Annotated in this window: 19 protein-coding genes; 8 read left to right on the forward strand and 11 right to left on the reverse strand. The window is 62.9% G+C overall.

Features of this window, described 5'->3' with window-relative positions; genetic code table 11:
- Window positions 1–2 precede the first annotated feature (2 nt).
- From copC to ACTJK7_RS25990, 4 genes are all read right to left on the reverse strand, one after another.
- Window positions 3–377 carry a copper homeostasis periplasmic binding protein CopC gene (copC, locus tag ACTJK7_RS25975; protein WP_323151776.1) on the reverse strand — a complete coding sequence of 125 codons (375 nt, stop codon included), beginning with the start codon at window positions 375–377 and terminating at the stop codon, window positions 3–5.
- A gap of 31 nt (window positions 378–408) precedes the next feature.
- Window positions 409–1,299, reverse strand: coding sequence for a copper resistance protein B (locus ACTJK7_RS25980; RefSeq protein ID WP_323151777.1), 891 nt, complete (start codon window positions 1,297–1,299; stop codon window positions 409–411).
- An 11-nt stretch (window positions 1,300–1,310) separates the two neighbouring features.
- Window positions 1,311–3,014 carry a copper resistance system multicopper oxidase gene (locus ACTJK7_RS25985; protein ID WP_440780873.1) on the reverse strand — a complete coding sequence of 568 codons (1,704 nt, stop codon included), beginning with the start codon at window positions 3,012–3,014 and terminating at the stop codon, window positions 1,311–1,313.
- A gap of 95 nt (window positions 3,015–3,109) precedes the next feature.
- Entirely contained in the window at window positions 3,110–3,592 is a 483-nt protein-coding gene (locus ACTJK7_RS25990) for a hypothetical protein (protein WP_045121792.1), read from the reverse strand.
- A gap of 165 nt (window positions 3,593–3,757) precedes the next feature.
- On the opposite strand from ACTJK7_RS25990, the gene ACTJK7_RS25995 reads away from it, so the two are divergent.
- Both ACTJK7_RS25995 and ACTJK7_RS26000 read left to right on the forward strand, forming a co-directional pair.
- Window positions 3,758–4,417: a ribonuclease T2 gene (locus ACTJK7_RS25995; protein WP_440780875.1), complete on the forward strand. Its 660-nt coding sequence runs from the start codon at window positions 3,758–3,760 to the stop codon at window positions 4,415–4,417.
- A gap of 192 nt (window positions 4,418–4,609) precedes the next feature.
- Window positions 4,610–5,125: a hypothetical protein gene (locus ACTJK7_RS26000; protein ID WP_176240522.1), complete on the forward strand. Its 516-nt coding sequence runs from the start codon at window positions 4,610–4,612 to the stop codon at window positions 5,123–5,125.
- Between the two features lie 21 nt (window positions 5,126–5,146).
- On the opposite strand, the gene ACTJK7_RS26005 is transcribed toward ACTJK7_RS26000, so the two are convergent.
- A complete protein-coding gene (locus ACTJK7_RS26005; RefSeq protein ID WP_085748570.1) occupies window positions 5,147–6,004 on the reverse strand; it encodes a LysR substrate-binding domain-containing protein in 858 nt (285 codons plus the stop codon).
- A 109-nt stretch (window positions 6,005–6,113) separates the two neighbouring features.
- On the opposite strand from ACTJK7_RS26005, the gene ACTJK7_RS26010 reads away from it, so the two are divergent.
- The 3 genes from ACTJK7_RS26010 to ACTJK7_RS26020 all read left to right on the forward strand — a co-directional run bounded on the left by ACTJK7_RS26010 (window position 6,114) and on the right by ACTJK7_RS26020 (window position 9,366).
- A complete protein-coding gene (locus ACTJK7_RS26010) occupies window positions 6,114–6,821 on the forward strand; it encodes a haloacid dehalogenase type II (RefSeq protein WP_440780876.1) in 708 nt (235 codons plus the stop codon).
- A gap of 12 nt (window positions 6,822–6,833) precedes the next feature.
- Window positions 6,834–7,607 (forward strand): aldolase, encoded by a 774-nt coding sequence (locus ACTJK7_RS26015; RefSeq protein ID WP_440780877.1) that lies wholly within the window; start codon window positions 6,834–6,836, stop codon window positions 7,605–7,607.
- A gap of 187 nt (window positions 7,608–7,794) precedes the next feature.
- Window positions 7,795–9,366 (forward strand): sensor domain-containing diguanylate cyclase, encoded by a 1,572-nt coding sequence (locus tag ACTJK7_RS26020; RefSeq protein WP_085654322.1) that lies wholly within the window; start codon window positions 7,795–7,797, stop codon window positions 9,364–9,366.
- A gap of 59 nt (window positions 9,367–9,425) precedes the next feature.
- On the opposite strand, the gene ACTJK7_RS26025 is transcribed toward ACTJK7_RS26020, so the two are convergent.
- From ACTJK7_RS26025 to ACTJK7_RS26040, 4 genes are all read right to left on the reverse strand, one after another.
- Entirely contained in the window at window positions 9,426–9,716 is a 291-nt protein-coding gene (locus tag ACTJK7_RS26025; RefSeq protein ID WP_085654321.1) for a hypothetical protein, read from the reverse strand.
- Between the two features lie 78 nt (window positions 9,717–9,794).
- Window positions 9,795–12,224 carry a TonB-dependent siderophore receptor gene (locus ACTJK7_RS26030; RefSeq protein ID WP_440780878.1) on the reverse strand — a complete coding sequence of 810 codons (2,430 nt, stop codon included), beginning with the start codon at window positions 12,222–12,224 and terminating at the stop codon, window positions 9,795–9,797.
- A gap of 99 nt (window positions 12,225–12,323) precedes the next feature.
- A complete protein-coding gene (locus tag ACTJK7_RS26035; protein ID WP_440780879.1) occupies window positions 12,324–13,283 on the reverse strand; it encodes a FecR domain-containing protein in 960 nt (319 codons plus the stop codon).
- Entirely contained in the window at window positions 13,283–13,789 is a 507-nt protein-coding gene (locus tag ACTJK7_RS26040) for a sigma-70 family RNA polymerase sigma factor (protein ID WP_108562820.1), read from the reverse strand. Before ACTJK7_RS26040 ends, ACTJK7_RS26035 begins: the two co-directional genes overlap by 1 nt.
- 240 nt (window positions 13,790–14,029) lie before the next feature.
- Between ACTJK7_RS26040 and ACTJK7_RS26045 the strand changes: the two genes are divergently transcribed.
- Window positions 14,030–14,470 carry a carboxymuconolactone decarboxylase family protein gene (locus ACTJK7_RS26045; protein WP_011335126.1) on the forward strand — a complete coding sequence of 147 codons (441 nt, stop codon included), beginning with the start codon at window positions 14,030–14,032 and terminating at the stop codon, window positions 14,468–14,470.
- A gap of 4 nt (window positions 14,471–14,474) precedes the next feature.
- Here the strand turns inward: ACTJK7_RS26045 and ACTJK7_RS26050 are convergent, their stop codons facing one another.
- Both ACTJK7_RS26050 and ACTJK7_RS26055 read right to left on the reverse strand, forming a co-directional pair.
- Window positions 14,475–16,067: a DHA2 family efflux MFS transporter permease subunit gene (locus tag ACTJK7_RS26050; protein ID WP_108562819.1), complete on the reverse strand. Its 1,593-nt coding sequence runs from the start codon at window positions 16,065–16,067 to the stop codon at window positions 14,475–14,477.
- Window positions 16,064–17,185: an HlyD family secretion protein gene (locus ACTJK7_RS26055; RefSeq protein WP_064380928.1), complete on the reverse strand. Its 1,122-nt coding sequence runs from the start codon at window positions 17,183–17,185 to the stop codon at window positions 16,064–16,066. The genes ACTJK7_RS26050 and ACTJK7_RS26055 overlap by 4 nt, the downstream gene beginning before the upstream one ends.
- A gap of 237 nt (window positions 17,186–17,422) precedes the next feature.
- On the opposite strand from ACTJK7_RS26055, the gene ACTJK7_RS26060 reads away from it, so the two are divergent.
- Both ACTJK7_RS26060 and ACTJK7_RS26065 read left to right on the forward strand, forming a co-directional pair.
- Window positions 17,423–19,150, forward strand: a complete 1,728-nt coding sequence (locus tag ACTJK7_RS26060) for a ShlB/FhaC/HecB family hemolysin secretion/activation protein (RefSeq protein WP_440780880.1) — start codon at window positions 17,423–17,425, stop codon at window positions 19,148–19,150.
- 94 nt (window positions 19,151–19,244) lie between these two features.
- Complete coding sequence (locus tag ACTJK7_RS26065) at window positions 19,245–23,714, forward strand: hemagglutinin repeat-containing protein (RefSeq protein WP_440780882.1); 4,470 nt, start codon at window positions 19,245–19,247, stop codon at window positions 23,712–23,714.
- The last annotated feature ends 128 nt before the right edge of the window (window positions 23,715–23,842 follow it).

Here is a 23,842-nt window from a genome sequence, read left to right on the forward strand (position 1 = left end):
GCTCACTTCACTTTGAACGTGACATTGCCGGTGATCGGGTGCGTGTCCGATGACACCGCGCGCCATTCGACCTTGTAGGTGCCGGCGGGCAAGGGCGCGAGCGGGGTGACGAGCATGGTTTTCGGGTCACTGCCGGCGCTGACTTTGGCCTTCATCGGCATGGGCGAGTGGGCCATGCCGGGCATCTCGGTCATGACCAGTTTGGCGCCGGAGAATTGGGTCAGCAGATCCTCCGAAAAGTGTAGTTCGATCTTGCCGGGCGCCGCGCCGTCGGCACCTTCGGCCGGGGTCGACGACAGCAGTTTCGGATGGGCCTGGGCCAGGGTGCTCAGGAGCAAACCGCTGGCGAGGACGAGGGAGATTTTCAATGTGCGCATGCAAGACCTCGGTGTTGTTTTTTGAAGGGATTCAGAACCACAGCCGTACGCCGAGGACGAGTCGCGCTTCGCTGCGATCCTCGCCTTCTTCCCGTGCGTAATCGGCGGTGCGGCCGTAGGTACGGTTCCAGGTCACGCCGATGTAAGGCGCAAATTCGCGGCGGATTTCATAGCGCAGGCGCAGCCCGGCTCCGGTGTTCGACAGGCCCGAGCCGATCCCGCGTTGCGGGTCGTTTTTGCCGTAGACGTTGAGTTCGGCGGTCGGCTGCAGGATCAGGCGATTGGTCAGCAGGATGTCGTAGTCGCCCTCCAGCCGTACCGCGCTCTGGCCGTTTTCGCCGATGAAGGCCGTGGCTTCGGCTTCGAAGTTGTACAGCGCCATGCCTTGTAGACCGAACGCGGCCCAGGTTTGCGGAGCGCCGGGTTTGAAGTCCTGGCGCACGCCGCTGACCACGTCCCACCACGGCGAAATCGCGTGGCCCCACAGCGCCTGGATTTCCGCGTCTTCGGTTTTGCCGTTGCTGCGTTCGCCCTCGGAGCGCAGCCACAGTCGATCGATGTCGCCGCCGATCCAGCCGGACAAATCCCAGGCCAGGGTGCTGGCGTCGTCGGCGTCCTGCCATTCGAGTTTGTCGGCGAGGAAGTAAGTGTTGATGGCGCTGTCGTGCACTTGATGCCCGGCGTGACTGGTGAACACGGCGGCGCGGTCGGCGTCGGTCAGTGCCGGGATCGGTGTGCGGCTTTCGGTCGGCGCGGCGGGCTGCATCGTGCCGTCGTCCATACTCTGCATGTCGGTCATTTGACTGTGATCCATGCCTTGCATGTCAGCCATCCGGCTGTGATCCATGCCCTGCACGTCGCTGGCGGCGAACGCCGGGGCCATCGACAGGAGTGACAACGAAAACGCGGCAAATCGAGTCATGGTCGGCGTCCTCATTCTTCCACCCGCACTTCGCGGAACATGCCCATTTCCATGTGGTACAGGAGATGGCAGTGATAGGCCCAACGGCCGAGCGCGTCGGCGGTCACGCGGTAAGTGCGGCGGGTGCCGGGCGGCATGTCGATCGTGTGTTTGCGCACTTGGAAATTGCCGTTTTCGTCTTCCAGATCGCTCCACATACCGTGCAGGTGGATGGGGTGGGTCATCATCGTGTCGTTGACCAGCACCAGGCGAATCCGCTCGCCGTACTTCAAGCGCAGCGGCTCGGCCTCGGAGAACTTGATGCCGTTGAACGACCAGGCGAATTTCTCCATGTGGCCGGTGAGATGCAGTTCGATGGTGCGGCTCGGATCGCGGCCATCCGGGTCTTCGAACGTGCTGCGCAGGTCGGCGTAGGTCAGCACGCGGCGACCGTTGTTGCGCAGGCCGAGGCCGGGGTCGTCGAGTTTCGCGGCGGTGGTCATGGCTTGCATGTCCACCAGCGGGTTGTCCTTTTCGCTGTCGGGGTGCGACTGCATCGGGCCCATGTTCATGCTCGAGTGATCCATGCCGCTCATGTCCATCGAACCATGGTCCATGCCGCCCATACCCATGTCGTCCATGGTCACCAGCGGGCGTGGGTCCAGCGCCGGCACCGGAGCCGACAAACCGGCGCGGGTGGCGAGGGTGCCACGGGCGTAGCCGGTGCGGTCCATGGCCTGGGCGAACAGGGTGTAGGCGTCGGCGGCGGGTTCGACGATCACGTCATAGGTTTCCGCCACGGCGATGCGCAGCTCGTCGACGCTGACCGGTTTGACGTGCAAGCCATCGGCGGCGACCACGGTCATTTTCAATCCGGGAATGCGCACGTCGAAGTAGCTCATGGCCGAGCCGTTGATCAGTCGCAGCCGCAGTTTTTCTCCGGGGCGGAACAGGCCGGTCCAGTTGTTATCCGGGGCGTGGCCGTTCATCAGGAAGGTGTACGTGGCGCCGCTGACATCGGCGATGTCGGTGGGATTCATCTTCATCTGCGCCCACATCGTGCGATCGGCGACGGTGGCGCCCCAGCCTTTTTCGCCGACGTCGTGGATGAAATCGCCGACGGTGCGTTTGTGGAAGTTGTAGTAGTCGGACTGTTTTTTCAGGGTCTTCATCAAGCTGGCCGGGTCTTCGTCGGTCCAGTCACTGAGCATCACCACGTAGTCGCGGTCGTAGTGGAACGGCTCCGGCTCCCGCGCGTCGATCACCAGCGGCCCGTAAACGCCGGCCTGCTCCTGCAAGCCGGAATGGCTGTGATACCAGTAGGTGCCGTGCTGGCGAACCTTGAACTGGTAGACGTACACGCCACCCGGCTCGATGCCCTTGAAACTCAGGCCCGGCACGCCGTCCATGTTGGCCGGCAGCAGGATGCCGTGCCAGTGGATCGACGTGCTGTCCTTGAGCCGGTTGCGCACCCGCAGCGTCACCGTATCGCCCTCGCGCCAGCGCAGCAGCGGGCCGGGCAGGCTGCCGTTGATGGTCATCGCGGTGCGCGGCTGGCCGGTGAAGTTGACCGGGGTTTCGCCGATGAACAGCTCGAAGTCGGTACCGCTGAGCTCATTGACCTGGCCGGGGCTGTTCAAGGCCCAGACCGGCGTGCGCCACAGGCCGAGGCCGCCGAGCAGACTGCCGGCGGCGAGGCCTTTGACGAAGGTGCGTCTTGAGGTGGTGGAAGGCATGCGCTGGAAGTCCCCGTTTGACCAATGACGGGGAGGCTAACCAGCGGCAGCTTTCAGCTGGCTGAGGGGCGGATTACAGTTGTGTCAGGTTCGGCCTACAAACCGAGCCCTTCCTGGACTACCAGCAGCAGGTTGTTTTCCGTCAACGCAATCGCATCCAGCTGTTGCCCGGTCTCGAGCGTCTGCAACCACCAATGACTTTCGCCGTGTTCATCGACCGTGCGCAGCAGCGATGCTTCGCGGCCCGGCAGGACGATTTGCACACGCCCCGAGCCGTCTTCGGTAAAGCGGGCGATGGGGTCGAACGTCAGGCTGTGGTGGTTGGCTTCGATGATCAACTGGTCGATGGCGTAGTCGTGGGTCTCGCCATCCGGCGAAGTTTCGCAAACATGGGTAGGATTTCGCCGAATCTTCAGGCCTACCTCGGTCACCGGTTGCAACCAGCCCTCGATGCGGTGATACAAGGCGTAGACCTGAGCCGGCCAGCAATCGATCTCCAGTTCGGCGCAGGTGATTTCGTCAGCATGGGTGTGCCGGGTTTGTTTGAGTTTCGCGGCGAGTTCGTCTGCTTTACTCATGTCGGTTCCCTGTGTTGAGTTCAACAACATCGTAGTCCTTTCAAAGTAATGCACGTTTTGCCCTGCGTCATGCGCCTGCAACACAAGCGTGACTCAATCAGCCCCTGACCACGTGACGGTCAGACCACAGAAACCACGGACGCACGCGTCCCAAGGAACGGGAACATGAAAAAGCTTTTTACAATTATGGCGTTGATTGCGCTGACGGTCGGTAGCATCGGCCTGAGTTCGGCACGCCAGTCGTCTGCCAACAAGGCGGAATCGGTGGCGGGGGGGTTCGATTACTATCTGCTGACGTTGTCCTGGTCGCCGACCTTTTGCCTGGCCCACAAGGACGACCCGCAATGCACCGGCAAGGGTTACGGTTTTGTCCTGCATGGCCTCTGGCCGCAATACGCCAAGGGCGGCTGGCCGGAATCCTGCCCACCGCTGACCAACCTGTCGGCCGCCGAAACGGCCAAAGGCCTGACGCTGTTCCCGACTAAAAAACTGCTCGATCACGAATGGAGCAAGCACGGCACCTGCAGCGGCCTCGGCGCGATGGGCTATCTGGACGAAGCGGACAAAGCCGTGGCGGCGGTGAACATCCCGCAAGAGTTGCAACCGTTCAGTAGCTCTTATTACTTCGAAGCGCAGGAAATTGCCGACCTGTTCCGCAGGAGCAATCCGGGCATCCCGTCAGACGGCATCGCCGTGATCTGCAACGGCCCGGAGCTCTCGGAAGTGCGCGTGTGCATGGGCAAGGACCTGCAATTCGGCGCCTGCGGCAAGGGCGTGAAAACCCAGTGCCGGGCGGGGGATATCCGGGTACCGCCGTCGCGATAACGCAATCGGTTACTGGCCATAAAAAACAGGCGCCTTTTCAGGCGCCTGTTTTTTTGCAATCGGGTTTGATCAATGGAAGGACTTTGTTCATGCTGCGCGCCCCACGGATGATGACGTGATACTGCAAGGAGCCTGCTTACGCACGTATCGCGGAAAACTGCTGTTTGACTCGATCATGGAGGAATTTTCCTGATGTATAGACTGTTCGCTTGCCTGCTTTTCGTGATTTGTTCTGGTTGTGCAAAAGACCATGTATGGCCTCCAGCGAATTTGAGCTATGTGTCTGTTGAGAGAGACAGATCTTTATATGTAATCAGATATCAGTCGAATATTGATGTGTTGGATCTTTTTGGTCGGGGAGAGAGGGTTGGAATGGCTTCAGGCATGCTTCATTGTGCCTTGGCTGAAGATCAGGATTTCTCGGTTGGTAAAGCCATTCGGTTTTCAGCGTTTGGATTGATATCGCCGGATAAAAGAGACGGAGCCCCGGCGGGATACTCTTATCTGACCCATGCTTTCATTTCCGAGACCTCCAGCAACCGAAGCTCGGAAAGATATTTGTCAGTGGCAGAAATCAACCAACTCCTCTCAGACAAACAACAAATCCCCTGCAAAGTCGTCGTCACCGCTTACGGCTACAAACCCTACTACTCAAACACCATGAACCTCCCGGTCGCCGACCTGCTGCGCGAAGTCAACAAGCCCTGAGCTCAGCGCCATTTGGGGGGATCAAGCGAATCCCCCCGCATCCACCCCCAATTCTCCGCGCAAAAACTCCACCAGCCCCCGCTGCAACCCACTCAACACCCCCTCCCGACTGACCAGCGCCAGCTCTGTCGGCGGCAGCGGCGGCAAGTCCGTGCACACCCGATGCTCCGGCAACACCGCCGAAGCCGGCAGCACTGAAACCCCGAGCCCTGAAGCCACCGCCGCCTGAATGCCGGTCAGGCTGTGGCTGCCGAAGGCCACGCGCCAGGGGCGTTGCGCCACGTCGAGCAGGCGGATTGCCCGTTGTCGGTACAGGCAGCCCTGGGGAAACAGCGCGAGCGGTAACACGCCAGTGGACGCATCAAATTCCACGCCCTTGACCCACACCAGTCGTTCCGGCCAGGTCGCCCAGGCGGGGCCGCTGTCGGGTTCGCGTTTGATCAGGGCGATGTCGATTTCGCCGCTGTCGAGGCGTTGACGCAGGTCGAGGCTCATGCCGCTGACGGTTTCCAGTCGCGCTTGCGGGTGGCTGCGGGTGAAGCCGGCGAGGATCAGCGCCATGCGTCGGGCGTCGAAGTCTTCCGGCATGCCGATGCGCAGGATTTCCAGATCCAGATCGCTGGCCAGGGCTTCGCTGGCCTCGGCCGACAAGGCCAGTAATCGACGGGCGTAGTGGATCAGCAGTTCGCCGTGCTCGGTGACGCTGACGTTCAACCCGGTGCGGTCGCGCAACAGCAGGGCGTGGCCGACCAGGTCTTCGAGTTTGCGTACCTGTTGGCTGACCGTGGATTGGGTGCGGTGGACGCGTTCGGCGGCGCGCGTGAAGCTGCCTTCATCGACCACGCAGACGAAGGTTTTCAGCAGTTCCAGATCCAGCATGGCGGCGGCCTCGATATTTGTTTGGCAACTGACGGTCGGCTATTTATTTAATTTCACACTATCACCCCGAGTTCATAAGCTGAAGCCCTCACTTGCAGAGGAATTCCCCATGACCTTGATCAACACACCGCGCCCGCAATGGCTGACATTCGATTGCTACGGCACCTTGATTCAATGGGACGAAGGCCTGCGCGCCGTGGCCGAGCGGATCCTCAGCGAAAAGGGCGAACACCGGGTCGATGCCGGGCGCCTGATCGAGGTCTACGACCGCCACGAACATCGCCTGGAACAGACGCCGCCGCACCGCTCGTTTCGCGAACTCAGCACCCTCGGCCTGCAACTGGCCCTGGAGGAACTGGGGCTGGCGAGTGCCAGCCAGGACAGCCAGCGCCTGGCCGCCGCGATCCCGCAGATGCCGCCGTTTCCCGAAGTCGTCGAGACCCTCGCGCAGCTCAAGGCCCAGGGTTTCAAGCTGTGCATCGTCTCCAACACCGATGACGACATCATCGCCGGCAACGTCGCTCAACTCGGCGGCCATATCGACCGGGTCATCACCGCGCAACAGGCCGGTGCCTACAAACCGGCGCCGCGGCTGTTCGACTACGCTCATGAGCAATTGGGCGTCAGCCGCGATCAGGTGGTGCACATCTGCGCCAGCCCGATGCTTGACCACACGGCGGCCCGCGACATGCATTTTCGCTGCGTATGGATTGATCGAGGGACCGGTCGTCAGTTGCTGCCGGACTATCGGCCCGACGCGATCCTCAACACGCTGGACGAAGTGCTGCCGCTGTTCGCATCCCTTGGCTGGTCATAAAGGAGTCTCGCCATGGCCCATACCCTGACCGGCAGCGCCCGGCCCACGCGCTGCGGCTCGTTGAACCTCGACAGCGAAGCCGTCATCACCGCTCGCAAAGAGCTGGCGGCGTGCTTTCAACTGGCGGCGCTGCACGGCTTGGAGGAGGGAATCTGCAATCACTTTTCGGCGATGTTGCCGGGACATGCTGACCTGTTTCTGGTCAATCCGTACGGCTATGCGTTTGCCGAAGTCACGGCGCATAACCTGCTGGTCTGCGACTTCGCCGGCAACGTGGTGGACGGCGAGGGTCAGCCGGAAGCGACTGCTTTCTATATTCATGCGCGCCTGCATCAGCGACTGCCCCGAGTAAAAGTCGCGTTCCACACCCATATGCCGAACGCGACGGCGTTGTGCCTGCTGGAGGGGCCGCCGCTGTTGTGGCTGAGCCAGACTGCGCTGAAGTTCTACGGGCGCACGGCGGTGGACGAGCATTACAACGGGCTGGCGCTGGATGAGCGCGAGGGCGACCGGATTGCCGGGGTCATGGGCGAGGCCGACATTCTGTTCCTGAAAAATCACGGGGTGATTGTCGCGGCGCCGACCATCGCTGAAGCCTGGGACGATCTGTATTACCTGGAGCGTGCCGCGCAAGTGCAACTGCTGGCGATGGCCACGCAACGGGTGTTGAAACCGGTGCCGCACGCGGTGGCGCAGCGGGCGTACGAGCAGATGCGCGAGGGCGATCCAGAAAGTGCACGGGCGCATCTGCACAGTGCGATGCGGCGGTTGGCCCGTCAGGGCTGATGCGGGCAAAAACGGGCAGGCAAAAATAATTTGCGTCGCAGGTCATCCAATTGCCCTGCGCGCCGATAGCAACTGGGTCGGGATCGTAGCGGGGGCACTTGGTTGCCCCACACAACCCGGTGGGCTACGCTCACAAGAACAAGGGTTTCGGGCTTTTGCCCCTGTCGTACCTGCCCAGGACACGCTTTTGCCTATCCCCATTCACGATCCGCATCAGGCCCCCGGCGGCACCCTCAAACGTTTGCCCCTGCGCAAGGCGGCGGTGTTGTTCATCGTTGCCGTGTGTCTGTGCCTGTCCGGTCTGCTGTATTTGCAGATCGAACAGTCGCGGCGCCAGGATCTGGCCAACGCGCAGGTGTCGTCGGCCAACCTGACCCGGGCGATGGCGCAGCAGGCTGAAGACACGTTTCTGGCGGCGGATCTGGTGATGACCAGCCTGGTCGACTGGGTTCAGGAAGATGGCTACGGTGCGGCGCAGAAGCCGCGATTGCAGCGAACCTTCGCGCGGCGAGTGCAACAACTCGAGCAGTTGCACGGCATGTTCCTGTTCGACCGCGAAGGGCAGTGGGTGATTACCTCGTTCCCGGATCTGCCGCGCGGCAATGGCGTGGCCGATCGCGAGTACTTCAAGTTTCACCAGCAGAACGTGTCGGGTGTGGCGCACATCGGCCCGGCGATCCGCAGCCGTGAGAACGGCGAGTGGATCATCCCGATCTCGAAACGGGTCAACGACCGCGCCGGCAACTTCCAGGGCGTGTTGCTGGCCGGGATCAAGATGTCGTACTTCGACAAGTTCTTCAAAAGCTTCAGCCTGGATGACAACGGCACGATGTTTCTCGGCATGACTGACGGCACGTTGCTCGCCCGTCGGCCGTTCGACGAGTCTCTGATCGGCACCTCGCTGGCCAAGGGCGAGATCTATCAGAAGCTGCTGCCCAACGCCTCCGCCGGCACCGCGATGATCGATTCGGTGGTCGACGGTGTGGCGCGTCTTTATGGTTACCGGCAGCTGGAAAGCTACCCGTTGGTGGTCGCGGCGTCTTCGTCCCGGGACACGATCCTCCAGGGCTGGTATGACCGGGCGTTTCAGTCCAGCGTGATCGTGGCGCTGGTGATGCTCGGCGTGGGGCTGTTCGGCTGGGTGTTCATTCATCAGGTGCGCGATGGCGAGCGGATCGAAAAAAACCTGCGCAAGGCCCAGCAGGCGCTGGAACAGATCGCCACCCACGACAGCCTGACCGGACTGGCCAACCGGCGTCTGTTCGAGCGCTCGCTGGAGGTGGAATTTGCCCGCGGTGCGCGGCAGTCGAGCCCGGTCAGCCTGATCATGCTCGATATCGATTTTTTCAAACGCTACAACGATGCCTACGGCCACGTGGCCGGCGACCATTGCCTGACGCAGGTCGCGCAGGTGGTGAAAAACTGCTGCCAGCGCAAGTCCGATCTGGCGGTGCGCTATGGCGGTGAAGAGTTCGCGGTGCTGCTGCCGGACACCGACATCAACGGCGCACTGGCAATTGCCGGGCAGATCCGCCGCAGCGTGATGGACAAACACATCACCCACAGCGGTTCGCCCACCGGGTATCTCACGGTGAGCCTGGGTTGCTATGCGTTTATTCCGACCGGCAACGACAGCCCGGAACTGTTTATTCAACGCGCGGATGCGGCGTTGTATCAGGCCAAGAACGCCGGCCGCAACCGCGCGGCCGTGCTGTCAATGGACGTTAGCGTTGGCGAACTGATGCGTTCGGATCGCTGACAAAATCGAATCGGTTCAGACACAGGCCATGGCCTTCACCATGACCTGCTCTTGTTCGTTCAGCCGCCCGTGCCACCGCCGGCACCGCCCGTGCCGCCACCGGCCGAACCGGTGCCACCTCCCGCTCCCGAACCGGAACCGCTGGCGCCACCGTTGGTGCCGGTGCCATTGCCTGCGCCGCTGCCGCCGGACGGCGAGCCCGGCGTGTTGTCCGGTGGCATGGGCGAGCTGTTGGTGGAGCCGGATTTGGTGCCCGTGGCATCGGCGCCGTCATTGGCGGCGAACGTCGCCGCTGAGCCTGTGGCCAGCAGGCCGATCAATAACAGCGAGGTGAGTTTGCGCGTCATCATGGTTTGTCTCCGGAAAGGGGATTTACCTGATATTGGTCAGACGCGCCGAACCCTTGGTGCCGGCCGGATGACGAGCGGTCAGAAGTCCACGGTCGCCGACACCTTCAGCGTGCGCGGCGTGCCCTGGGTCAGGTAACCGCCGTTGGCCGAGGCCCAATAGGCTTCGTTGGCGACGTTCTCCAGATTGGCCCGCAGGGTGATCTGCTTTTCATCCAGTTTGAAGGCATAGCGCGTACCCAGGTCGAAGCGGTTCCACGCCGGAATGCTCTGAGTATTTGCCGCGTTCAGGTACTGGCCGCCGGTGCGCAACATCCGCGCGCTGAGGGCCGCGCCTTCGAGGCCCGGAATGTCCCAGTCGGCGCCCAGGTTGAACTGGAAGCGCGGCACCCCGACGGCGCGGTTGCCGTCATTCACACCGTTGCTGCTGCCTTCCAGTTCAGTCTTCATCACGGTTGCGCCGCTGAGCAGGCGCAGGCCGTCGAGCGGTTCGCCGTAGACGTTGAGTTCCACGCCTTTGTTGGTCTGCTGGCCGTCGACCCGGAAGATTCCGTCCTGGGTGTAGCTCGACGGTTGTTCGATGCGATAGACGCCGAGGTTGGCGCCGTAGCTGCCCATGTCCAGGCGCACGCCGGCTTCGATCTGTTTGCTGCGCACCGGGGCGAAGGTTTCGTCGCGGTTGATCGCGGTGGTCGGCGGCGTCGGGCCTTTGGCCAGGCCTTCGATGCGGTTGGCGTAGAACGACACGTGTTCCCACGGCTTGATCACCAGGCCATAGACCGGGGTAGTAATCGACTCTTCATAACTTGAGGTGCGGGCGCCGGTGGCTGTACTCCAGCCGTCGACTTTCAATTCCTGGCGACGCACGCCGAGGGTCAGCAGGATGCGGTCATCGACGAAGCCGAGGGTGTCGGAAATCGCCTCGCTGCGCAGGGTGTTCTTGCCGGTGATGCGCGGGTCGCTGATGTCGCTGGCGAACGAGGTGGGCGCCGGGCGCGGCTTGTCGGTGACGTTGTACAGGTTGGTGCTGTAGCGCCCGGCGGTGCCGATGGTTTTGAACGCCGAGCGCTGCTCGCCCCAGATGCCCGCCCAGCCGAGGTTCAACTGGTGCGTGACGGGGCCGGTGTCGAAGCGGCCGTTGAGCCCGGCCATGGCGCTCTGGTTGTCCTCGTCGTGGGGTGAATAGAGCATGCCGCCACGGGCGTTGCCGTTCAGGTTGGTGACGGTCAGCGACGAGTACACGCCGTTCTCGCGGGTGTGCTTAGCGCCACCGGACACGTAGGCCGTCCAGTTGTCGTTGAGGTCGTATTCGGCGCGGGCCATGCCGAAAGTGTCTTCGAGTTGCGAGTAGCTCCAGCTCTGGGCGTAGCTGGCGTTGGCGTGCGGCACCTTGGGCGCTTTTGCCAGGCTCGAATCGACATAGACCACCGAGCGGCCCTGGTTGATGACCTGCTTCTGATAGCCGAAATCGGTCGAGACCCGCAGGCGATCGCCACGATAGTCCAGGCCGACGCTGAACAGCGACGAGCGCTGGTCTTCGTCATCGACGGCGGTGTCGCCTTCGCGCTGCATCAGGTTGACCCGCGCGCCGAAGCGGTTGTCCTCGCCAAAGCGCTGGCCCAGATCCAGATGGCCGCCGACCCGACCGTCGGCGCTGTAGTCGAGGGTGACGCTGCGGGTCGGCGTGTCCATCGCGCGTTTGGGTTGCAGGTTGATCCCGCCGCCGATGCCGCTGCCGCTCGGGGTCACGCCGTTGACGAACGCGTTCGGGCCCTTGAACAGTTCGACCCGGTCCAGCGCTTCGACGGCGATGATCTGCCGGGGCAGCACGCCATAGAGGCCGTTATAGGAAATGTCATCGGAGGCCAGCGGCAGGCCACGGATCATGAACATCTGCGAGAAGTTGCCGAAGCCGTTGGACTGGCGCACCGAGGCGTCGTTGAGCAACACATCGCCGACGGTCTGGGCCTGTTGGTCGGCCATGGTCTTGGCGGTGTAGCTGGTGACGCTGAAGGGCAGGTCGTTGACCTCCTGGTTGCCGAGCATGCCGATCTGCGCGCGGCGGGCGACCTGTTCGCCGCCGTAGGTGTCACCGCTGTCGTCACGCAGGGCGCTGACGTTGGTGGCGCCCAGTTCCAGCGCGCCGTCCGCCGCAACTTTCGGCGCCACGGTGTAACCGTTGTGGCCGGTGCTGATCAGTTCGAAACCGCTGCCTTCCAGCAACCGGGCAAAACCGCTCTGGGCGGTGTAACTGCCTTGCAGGCCGGGGCTCTGGCGATTGCCCAGTTGCGCCGGATCGAACGACAGTGGCACGCCGACGCTGACCGCAAATTGCGCCAGCACATGGCTGAGCAGGCCGGGGCCGATGTTGACGCTGCGGCTGCCGCTTTCACTGACGCTGTCGGCGGCTTGGGCGGCGCTCGGCAGCAGTGCGCTGAAGGCCAGGGCCAGGCTCAGGTTCAGGGCCTTGAGCGCAAACGTGGCGGGGCGGGGCGATGGCATTGCGGTCATTCGGTGTTCCTGTCGGGGGCGTGGAATCGGAAGGTCTATCCACTCACCGGACGAGTCGCGAAAAGGTATCAGGGAATATTGAAAATATTTTCCGAGGGCTCAGACACGCGGTTCCACCGACAGCCAATAGCGGGTCAGGCTGTTGATGTTCAGCGGCAACGTGTCGCTGAGCAGACGCAGGCTGGCGTCGGTGTCGCGCAGGGAAAACGCCCCGGATACGCGCATCGCCGCCACGTCCGGATGACAGCGCAGCACGCCCCGGCGATAGCGGCTCAACTCGTCGAGCAATTCGTCCAGGCGCATGTTGCTGGCCAGCAGCATGCCCTTGTCCCAGGCCAGGGAAGCGGTGTCGAAGGTTTCGGCGCTGTCGAAGCTGTTGAGCTTGAAGCGCTGCCGTTCGCCGGTCTGGAGAATCGCGCTCTGCTTGAGCAGTTGCGGGGTGATCTGGACCTGGCCTTCGAGCACCGACACCTGGCTGCGCGAACCCTCGGTGCGCACGCAGAATCGCGTGCCCAGCGCGCGGGCCACACCTTGCGGGGTTTCAACAATGAACGGACGGGCGCTGGCATCTGCGGCGGTGTTGATCAGCACTTCGCCGTTGAGCAGCAGGACCCGACGCTCCACCGGGCTGAAAGCGATGTCCACGGCGCTGTCGGTGTTGAGCACCAATTGCGTGCCGTCCGGCAATTGCAGGTTCTTTTGTTCGCCGACGGCGGTGCGCTGGTCGGCGGTCCATTGCTGCCACGGTACATGCTGCGAAGCGATGCCCAGCGGCCCGGCCATCAACAGTAGGCCGAGGCGGGTGAGGGTCTGGCGGCGGCTCAGGCCTTCTTTGCGGGACGCGCGTTTCAAGGTCTGGATCGCGACGTTGGCCGGCACGCTGCGCAAATCCCCCAACAGCGCTTCGGCCCGTTGCCAGGCCATGGCGTGCTCGGCGCTGCGGCTGCGCCATTGGGCGATGGCCTGATGGTCGGACGGGGTGGCGGTGCCGGAATGCAGTTGCACCAGCCAGTCGGCGGCTTCGCCGAGAATCTGCGGGTTGATCATCGACGAAGGCATCAGGCGACACTCAGGCAGGCAATGAACGCGGCACGCATGTGGCGTTTGACGGTGATCAGCGAAACATTCAGGCGCGTGGCGATCTGCGCGTAGGTCAGGCCTTCGATCTGCGACAGCAGGAAGGTGTCGCGGGTCTGCTCGGGCAGTTCGCGCAGCAGCGCTTCGATGCGCCACAGGGTTTCGAGAATCAGGTAGCGGGTTTCCGGCGACGGCACTTCGGCGGCGGGCAGGTGCGCAATGGTTTCCAGGTACGCGCGCTCCAGATCATGCCGCCGCCAACGGTCGATCATCAGGCCTTTGGCGATGTGCGTCAGCAGCGCCCGGGGCTCGCTGCCCAACGGCTTGATCACCTGACGGGTGAGCAGGCGCAAAAACGTGTCGTGCGCCAGATCGGCCGCATCGCAGCGATTGCCCAACTTGCGCTGCAGCCAGCCCTGCAGCCACCCGTGGTGTTCGCTGTAGAGCGTCTGGACTTGCTGATTCAACGGCTGATCGAGGGACGACATGGAGGGCAGGTACTCGTTTCGGGCGTCCGTTGCCAGAGATGCAATCGAGAGTGCGATTAGGGTGCAATTAAGAATTGATCGCATTCTAGTGGCGTGCAACGAGTGCTGGCAATTGCCTATTCACACTTTCTTTTCTGACACCGACGCAGTGGCCTACCCATCTTCCGGGAGATTGGCTATTTGCCGGTCCGGACGCCGGGACTAACGTAGCCCCACATTCACTTGCCCCGGAGAGTCGCCATGAAACCTCGTATCGATTTCTACACCGCGTCCCCAGATGCCCTGAAAGCGATGATCGCCCTGGAAACCGCCGTCTCGAAACTGCCGCTGGAAAAGACCCTGATCGAACTGGTCAAGCTGCGCGCTTCGCAGATCAACGGCTGCGCGTTCTGCATCGACATGCACACCGCCGACGCGATCAAGGGTGGCGAAACCCCGCGCCGGTTGTTCGCCGTGACCGCGTGGCGTGAAGCGCCGTTTTTCACTGAACGTGAACGCGCCGCGCTGCTGTGGACCGAATCCCTGACCCAACTGAGCCTGACCCACGCCCCGGACGAAGACTACGAAGTGGTCGCTGCGCAGTTCTCGCCTCAGGAAATGGTCGACCTGACGGTCGCAATCAGCACCATCAACAGCTGGAACCGTCTGGCCGTGGGCTTCCGTAAAACTCCGCAAGCCTGATCGATCAATGTGCATCGGCACTCGGCGCGGCCGGTGGTTGCACCTTGCGCATCAAGGGCACCATCGCCGTGGCGATGCCGAAGCACACCATGATCATCAGGAACGTGTCGCCGTAGGTTTGCGTCTGCGCTTCACGGTAGGTCAGCAGCCATAGCTGACGCAGGCTGGCAGTGAGGCCAACATCGCCGCTCTGACCCAGTGCGGCGAAGTTGCCGCTGACCTGGGCCAGCCACTGATTCACCGCTTCGTTGCTGCTGTTCAGATGCTCCGCCAACCGGGTGAAGTGCAGGTTGGTGCGGTCGTTGAGAATGGTCGCGCACGCGGCAATCCCGATTGCACCGCCCAGATTGCGCATCAGGTTGAACAGGCCCGACGCATGTTTCAGCCGCGCGGGTGCCAAGCCCCCTAAAGTCAATGTCACCGCCGGCGGCACCGCCAGTTGCTGGGCAATCCCGCGCAGGGCTTGTGGCAGCAGCAATTCTCCGGCGCCCCAATCGTGGGTGATCGGACTGAATTCCCACATCGACAAGGCGAACAACGCCAGGCCCGCCATCATGATCCAGCGCAGATCGATGCGATTGGCGAGAAAGGCGTACAGCGGAATCGCCATGATCTGGAACACCCCGGTGGAAAAAACTGCCAGACCAATGTCCAGCGCGCCGTAGCCGCGCACCCGGCCGAGAAACAGCGGCGTCAGGTAAATCGTCGCGAACAGGCCGATCCCGGTGACGAAGGAAAAGAAGCAGCCAAGGGCGAAATTGCGATCCTTGAGCGCGCGCAGGTCGACGATCGGATTGGCGACGTGCAGCGTGCGGCCGATGAAGGCCAGCCCGGCCAGGCCACTGATCCACGCGGTGGTCAGGATCGTCTGGTCGCTGAACCAGTTCCAGCGCGGGCCTTCTTCGAGGGTGTATTCCAGGCAGCCGAGAAACAGCGCCAGAAACACCATGCTCAAATAGTCCGCGCCCTTGAGCAGCGACAGTTCCGGCTGGTCGATCTTCACCAGCATCGGCACCGCCACGGCGACGAAAATCCCCGGCACCAGGTTGATGTAGAACAGCCAGTGCCAGGACGAAATGTCGGTGATCCAGCCGCCGATCACCGGGCCCAACGTCGGTGCCAGCGAAGCCACGGCGCCGATGGTCGCGGCAGCAATCACTCGCTGCTTGCCGGTGAAGAAAAAGAACGCCGTGGTGAACACCAGCGGAATCATCGAGCCGCCGAGAAACCCTTGCAGCGCGCGAAAGGCGATCATGCTCTGGATGTTCCAGGCGATGCCGCAGAGCAGGCTGGCGAGGGTGAAGCCGACCGCCGAGGCGCAGAACAGCCAGCGCGTGGAGAACACTCGGGACAGCCAGCCCGACAGCGGAATCACGATGATTTCGGCAATCAGGTAACTGGTCTGCACCCACGCCGTTTCATCGGTGCCGGCGGACAACCCGCCGCCGATATCGCGCAGCGAGGCCGAGACGATCTGGATGTCGAGCAACGCGATGAACATGCCGATGCACATTGTGGCGAAGGCGAACACTTTGGTCGCGGTCGTCATGTCGGCGGCATTGAATGGCTGCGCGGCGGCGGTGAGGGCGGTGCTCATGGCGCGCTGGCCACGGCAGTGGTTTCAGGTTGGGCGCGGGTGTCGACTTCAGCCGTCACCGACAGGCCTGGACGCAGGTGGCCGAGCACGCCGTCCGCCGGGTCGAGCAGGATCCGCACCGGTACACGCTGGACGATTTTTGTGAAGTTGCCGGTGGCGTTTTCCGGCGGCAGTACGCTGAATTGCGAACCAGTGGCGGGGGCGAGGCTGTCGAGGCGACCGTGGAATTCCTGGCCGGACAACACGTCGGCGCGGATGCTTACGCGCTGGCCGGGTTTCATTCGCGCCAGTTGATCTTCCTTGAAGTTGGCATCGACCCACAGACCGCTGGCCGGCACGACTGACAGCTGCTGCGAACCAGCCTGTGCATAGGCGCCGACCCGCGCGCGGCGGTTGCCGATCACGCCGTCAACCGGAGCACGCAGTTCGGTGTAGCCGAGGTTGAGTTGCGCCAGATCCCGTTCGGCCCGGGCTTGCTGGAGGGCGGCGCGGGCCTGTTGTTTCTGGGTTTCGATCACGGTGAGCTGGCGCTGCGCGGCCAGCAGTTCGGCCTGGGCCTTGGCGCTCAAGGCTTGCGCGGTCTTGAAGGTGGCGTCGGCCCGTTGCGCGCTTTCCACCGAGACCGCGTTGGTGGTCACCAGACGTTTGTATCGTGCGTTGTCATCCCGCGAACGGGCGGTTTCGGCGCTGGCGGCATCGATGCCAGCGCGGGCCTGACCGATCACCGCTTGCTGCAGTTGTTCGGTGGCGTCGAGGTTGGCCAGTAGCGCTTCCTCGGCGGCGACCGCGCCTTCAGCCTTGGCCAGATTGGCGCGGTAGTCGCGGGCGTCGAGGCGGATCAGCACGTCGCCGGCCTTCACCTTCTGGTTGTCGCTGACCAGCACTTCTTCGATGTAACCGGCGACTTTCGGCCCGATCACCGTGACGTCGCCGCCGATGTAGGCATCGTCGGTTTCCTCGAGAAATCGCCCCGTGCCCCACCAATGCACGGCATACAACCCGGCGAATACCAGCGCAGCCAGTCCCGCAGTCGGCAACAGCAGGCGTTTGAGCAGGGGAGGTTTGGGGGCGCTGACCGGAGCGGCGAGATCGGGTTCTACGGTGGGCATGCTGGTCATGGCGTAATACCTGGGAAAGCGAAGTGGCTATTACGGTCGTAATATGACGTGAGTAATATTTTGTGGCAATTGATTTTTATCGCCGGTCGTCAGATGAATCTTGTTGAAAGCAAAAGTTGATCATTTGTTTAAGAAATGTAAGCACTGTAGGAAGCGTCTTGCATTTGTGTAGGAAGGCTCTGACTATCACCGCAATTGATGGGGTGGCATTACGCCAGTTGATTGCAAGGATGTTGAGTGCCGTATTCGCTTTGCGCTGTTTCTCGAAGTCGTTCCCTGCCGCGCCCGCTGTTGTCGGCCTTGTTGTTGAGTGTGTGTGCGCCCAGCGTTCTCGCCGCCGAAACTCCAGCCCCTGGCCAGGAAGTGCTGCGCCAGCAGCAACTGCAACAGCGTGACCTGCAACAACTGCAACTCGAACAGCGCAAACGCCAGCTGGAGCGCGGCGCGTTTGGCCCGACGCCGGTCAATCCGGCCATTCCTGAGTCGATCAAACCTGATGAGCGCTGCTGGCCCTTGAGTGGTACGCGCATCGGCGGCGTTACGCTGATCGATAAAGACAAACTCAACGCCCGGATCAAACCGCTGTTGGCGCCGTGCATGGGCGTCGGCCAGATCAACCATTTGCTGGCGACCATCACCGCGCTGTACGTGGAGAAGGGCTATATCGCCAGCCGGCCATACCTGAGCAGCGCTCCAGCGGCGGGGCAATCGCTGGATATCCTGATCGACGAAGGCTACATCGAGTCCATCGAGCTGGCCGACCAAAGCCTGCCAGTGTCGCTCGGCGGGGCGTTCCCCGGAATGCTCGGCAAACCGCTGAACCTGCGGGATCTGGAGCAGGGACTGGATCAGTTGAACCGCCTGCGCTCGCTTGATCTGACCGCCGACATCGCTCCCGGCAGCCAGCCCGGTGCGTCAAAAATCATCTTGCGCTCACGTACTTCCGGGCAGTCACGCTGGGCCCTCGGTGCCGGTTTCGACAACCTCGGCAGCGCCAGCACCGGTCGTGATCGCGACACGCTGAGCCTGACCCTCGACAGCCCGCTGGAACTCAACGACCTGTTGAGCCTCAGCGCCAGCGACACCCTCAATCAGGGCGACCGCTACAGCCGCAACGTCAGCCTCTACTACGCGATCCCCTACGGGTACTGGACGTTCAGCACCTTCGCCAGCCACGCCGAATACCGCGCGCCGTTCAAGCTCAGCACGGCGACCCTGTACAGCACCGGCATCACCGATCAGCTCAGCATGCGCGCCGACCGCGTGCTTTGGCGCGATCAGAGTCATCAGCTCAGCGCCAATCTGCAACTGGCGCACAAGGACGTCGACAGCTATCTGGAAAACGTCCGCCTCGGCATTCAGAGCCCGACCCTGACCGTGGCCGAAGCCGGGCTCAATCTGTTCTGGCTCGACCGCGCGGTGTGGAACCTCGACGTCAATTACGCCCAGGGTATGCGTTGGTTCGGCGCCGACGACGATGCCGATCGCCAGGTCAAAAACCTGCCCAAGGCACAGTTTCGCAAGTACCGCGCCGGCCTCAGCCAGTGGCGCAACGGCCAGCTCGGCGCGCAAGCCTGGCAATGGCAGAGCCAACTCAATTTGCAGTACAGCCCGGATCCGCTGCCAGCCATCGAACAACTGCTCGGCACCGACGATTCCGCCGTGCGCGGTTATCGGGTCAGCAGCGCGTCCGGCGCCAGCGGCGCGATCTGGCGCAACACCTTGCGCCTGCCGCTGCGCAGCGATTTGCCGGTGCAACTCACCCCGCGCGTCGGCCTCGACCACGGCTGGATCAAGGCCGATCACGGCGCCCCGGTTCAACGCCTGAGCGGCGCCGGCATCGGCCTCAATCTGGGCTGGAAAAACCTGCAGGTGGACGTCGATTACCAACGCAGCCTGAACACCCCGACCGGCCTGCACCGCGAACCTGAAACCTGGCTGATGCGGGTCGGATTACAGCTATGAACGTCAGTGAACAACAGCCATCGGACCTGAGCGCGACAGCCGTGGCCTTCAACTCAACGCGCAACGTGATGCCGCACTACATGGAGAGTTTTTTATGCCAATGAATACCTTTGCGTTTCATCTTTCCCCACGGGGCAAACTGCGCTGGGCCATCGCCAGCCTTTTCCTGGTCGCTCACCTGCCGGGCGCCATGGCCGGCGGTGTGGTGGTCGCGCCCGGCCCCGGCGGCACCGCGCAACTGCAAACCCAGGGTGGCGTCCCGATCGTCAACATCGTCGCGCCCAACGGCTCAGGCCTGTCGCATAACCAGTTCCTCGACTACAACGTCGACCATCAGGGTCTGGTGCTGAACAACGCCCTTCAGGCCGGGCAATCGCAGCTTGCCGGGCAACTGGCGGCCAACCCGCAATTGCAGGGCCAGGCCGCGAGCGTGATCCTCAACGAAGTGATCAGCCGCAACCCGTCGGCCATCAACGGCGCCCAGGAAATCTTCGGTCGCGCCGCCGACTACGTGCTCGCCAACCCGAACGGCATTTCGGTGAACGGCGGCAGCTTCATCAACACGCCGAACGCCAATCTGCTGGTCGGCCGGCCCGAGCTGAACGACGGCAAGCTGCAAGCCCTGAGCACCCGCGACGCCACCGGTCAGTTGCAGATCCAGAGCGGCGGCCTGCGCAACGGCGAAGGTTCGATCAACCTGATCGCCCCGCGCATCGACAGCCAGGGCGCGATCACTGCACGCGATCAACTGAACCTCACCGTCGGACGCAATCAGATCGACTACGCCAGCGGCCAGGTGAAAGCCGTGGACCCGGCGGGCAACACCACCGATCAACGGATCGACGCCAGCCTGTTCGGCGCGATGCAGGCCGGGCGCATCAACATCGTCAGCACCGCTGAAGGCGCGGGCGTGAAGGTCGGCGCGGTGCAAGTCGCCGGACGTGAAGGCGTGCAGATTCGTTCGGCGGGCGACTTGAGCGTCAGCGGCCAGGCGATCCCGGACAGCCTCGACGTGACCCGTGCCGGCATTCGCAGCAGCCAGGGCGACGTCGGCCTGCACAGCGGCAAGGACCTGACGCTGGCCGCCACCGATGTCAGCGGTCGCGACGTGAAGGTCGAGGCCAAACGCAACCTGACCCTGACCACCGTCGAAAGCCGCAAGCTCCAGGAGCAGCGCGAGAACTGGAACAACAGCACCATCGGCATCACCTGGGAAACCTACGAGCGGACCAAGACCGACAGCGATTCGCGCCAGCACGGCAGCCAGATCGTCGCCAGCCGCGACGCGCAACTGTCGTCCGGCAAAGACACCGAGCTGAAAGCCGCCAAGGTCGAAGCGAAGAACAACCTCAGCGTGCAAAGCGGCGGCGATCTGCGCCTGACCGCTGCCACTGAAAGCCACACCCAGACCGACCAGGGCAAACACCGCAAACACCTGTGGAAAGCCGATTGGGACAGCAGCAGCGAAGAACAGCGCAGCGTCACCAGCCAGTTGAAGGCTGGCAACATTGCCCTGCAAACCGCGGCACTGTTACGCTCCGAAGGTGCTGAATTAAACAGCGCCGGCGATCTGCAACTGGCCGGCAAACAAGTGGAAATCACCACCGCGGCCCGCACCAACCGCAGCAGCGACAACCGCTATTCCGGTGACCTGGTCGGCGGCGGTTTCTTCGGCAAGACCGGCGACGCCGACAAGGGCCAGACCCAGCATCAGGGCAGCAAGATCAACGCGGCCGGCAAACTGGTGGTCAAGGCGGACGACGTGCGCATCAGCGGCAGCCAGGTGCGCGGCGGCCAGGACGCCAGCGTGATCAGCGACAACGGCTCGCTGACCATCGACGGCGTGCAGGACACCTCGCACAGCAACAACCACGACAAGGACAGCAAGTTCTTCGGCATCACCAAGGACGAGTCCCGGCAGAACAGCAAGGACAGCACCACGGTGCGCAGCGAGCTGGCTTCCGACAGCAACCTCAAGCTCAAGAGCGCCAAGGACATCGAAGTCGCCGGTTCCACGGTCAAGGCCGGCGGTTCGCTGACGGCAGATGCGGCGGGTGATGTGAATGTGCATTCGACGCAGAACACCCACGGCAGCAACAACAGCACACAGACCCGCGGCTTCGACGCTTACGCCAAGGAGCAAACGGCGGAGCAGTATCGCGCCGGCGTGCATTACCAAGACAAGGCGCAAACCGTCACCGCCAGCGACGTCACTCAGCAGGGCTCCAGCCTCAGCGGCGGCACTGTGCAAGTGAAGGCGGGCGGCGACGTGACGCTCAAGGGCGCCGAGGTGAAATCCACCGCCGGCGACACCACCCTGAGCGGCAAGAACGTCTCGCTGCTGGCCGAGCAGGACAGCCACAGCACCTCGACCGAAACCCGCAGCACTGGCGGCGGTTTCTACTACACCGGCGGGCTCGACCGCGCCGGCAGCGGCGTGGATTTCTCGCACAGCACTTCTCAAGACACCACCGCTAAAACTACTGCGCAAACCACCGGCGCGCAGAGCAGCGGCAGCCTGAACATCAACGCTGACAAACTCGTCACCGAAGGCGCGCAACTTAAGTCCGGCAACGCTCTGAACGTCGCCGCCAACGAAGTCGACAACCGTGCTGCGAGCAACACCGAAAGCAGCACTCACAGCGAGAGCAACTGGTCGGCCGACATCGGCGCCAACGTCGAGTACAAAGACATCGCCCGGCCGATTGCAGGCGCCGTGAAAGAAGTGCTCGACGGCAAAGTGCCGGACAAGGACGCACTGGCCAATCTCGGCCAGCCGAACGTCGGTATCGACGTGGCAATCGCTCATGCCAGCGCCGATAAAACCGAGCAGGGCAGCAATGCGGTGGTCAGCCGGTTCGACGGCCAGACCGTGGATGTGAAGGTCGGCGGCACGCTGCACGACCAGGGCACCCAGTACAACGCCAGCGCCGGCAAAGTGAACATCAGCGCCGACAAACTGGTGGCCGACGCGGCGAACAACTCCCACAGCAGCACCGACAACTCGGTAGATGCCAAGGTCGATGTGCGCGTCTACACCAAGACCGGTGAAGACGTGAACGTGGCCGGCAGCGGCGCGGGGGGCAGCAGCCAGTCGAGCAAGGACAGCTCCACCGCGGTGGTCGGCGGTTACGCTGGCAACCAGGGCGTGAACATCAATGTTGGCGGCGATGCACAGTTCAAAGGCAGCCGTTTCGACGGCGGCCAGGGCGGTGTCAGCGTCAAGACCGGCGGTGATCTGGCCCTGAATCAGGCCAACGACCGCCAGAGCAGCGACAGCTCCAGCCTGCGCGGCAACGGTTCGCTGACCGTCGGCACCTTGCCGGGCACCGACGGCACCAACGTCGATCTCGGCGCCGGGTTCCAGCTCGATCACAAAGGCCACCAGAACACCGACAGCCAGGCGCATGTCGCCAGTATCAGCGGCAACGGCCCGGTGCAACTGAGCAGCGGCGGTAATCAGGTGCAGCAAGGCACGAAGATCGACAGCGCTGGTGCTATCGACCTCAAAGCTGGCGGCAAACTCGATCTGCAAGCAGCTACCGATTCGCACGTCGCCACCGGCAGCAATCTCGGCGGCGGCCTGAAGGCCGGCGGCAGCAAAACCAGCAGCGAGAAGAGCCGCGATCAGGGCGGCAACCTCAGCGGCAACTTCAACATCGGTCGGGTCAACGAGAACACCCAGACCCTCACCGGTGGTCAGCTCAACAGCCAGAACGGCATCGCCCTGAGCGGCGATTCAGTGCGCCTGCAGGGCACTCAGGTCAGCGCGCCAAACGTCAGCATCGACGCGCAGAAGGGCGGTTTCGTTCAGGAATCTGCGCAGTCCACCGACAACCGCAACAACTGGAACGTCGCGTTGAATGCCGGTGGCAATCTGAGCAAAAGCACACCGACCGCCGCCGATGAAAAAGTCAGCAGCGATCACGGTTTCAATGCCGGAGCCAAAGTCGGCGTGGACTACCTGCAAGGCACTACCCAGCAGAACAGCCAGATCAAGGCCGACACGGTGGTGTTGAACAGTGGCGGTGATGCGAGCCTGAACGCTGCGCGGATTGATGCGCGCAATGTCAGCGGCAAAGTGGCGGGTGATCTGTCGGTCGAAAGCCGTCAGGACTCCAGCTCTCACGCCAAGGTCGATGTCGATCTGGGCCTGACCACCAAGAAGACCCCGGCCGACGACAGGGGCAAACTGGCTGGCACCGACTACAAGCCAACGCTGAAAGTCGATGGCGAATACGCGCACAAGGACAGCGTGAATCAGGCCTCCGGCATCAACGGTAGTCAGGGTGTGAATCTCACCGTCGGCGGCGCTACCCAGCTGACCGGCGCGCGGATTTCCGCCACCGAAGGCAAGGTCGATCCGGGCGGTTCGAGGGTCAGCAGCAGCGACCTGAGCAACCTCGACTACGGCGTAAAAGCCGGCCTGGATCTGCCGCACAAAACCGAAGAAAACGCACCGAAGGTGTCCCTTGAAAACGGCAACCTGAAAGTTGGTCCGGTGACCCTGAGCGGTCATTTCGACAGCCAGGCAACTCAAGCGGGTATTGACGAAAAAGGCTGAGCCGCCATGCATCAAGGGCTGTTCAGCCAGAGTGGCTTGGCAGCCTGGCGGGATGGAAACTGCACCGCGACTGTCGCGGTGCTTTTCATTAGAACCATGGACGGTGAATACCAGGGGGCTTGGTACGC

Origin of the sequence: Pseudomonas sp. 22085, assembly GCF_052045815.1 — a bacterium.
GTDB classification, from domain to species: domain Bacteria; phylum Pseudomonadota; class Gammaproteobacteria; order Pseudomonadales; family Pseudomonadaceae; genus Aquipseudomonas; species Aquipseudomonas glycinae.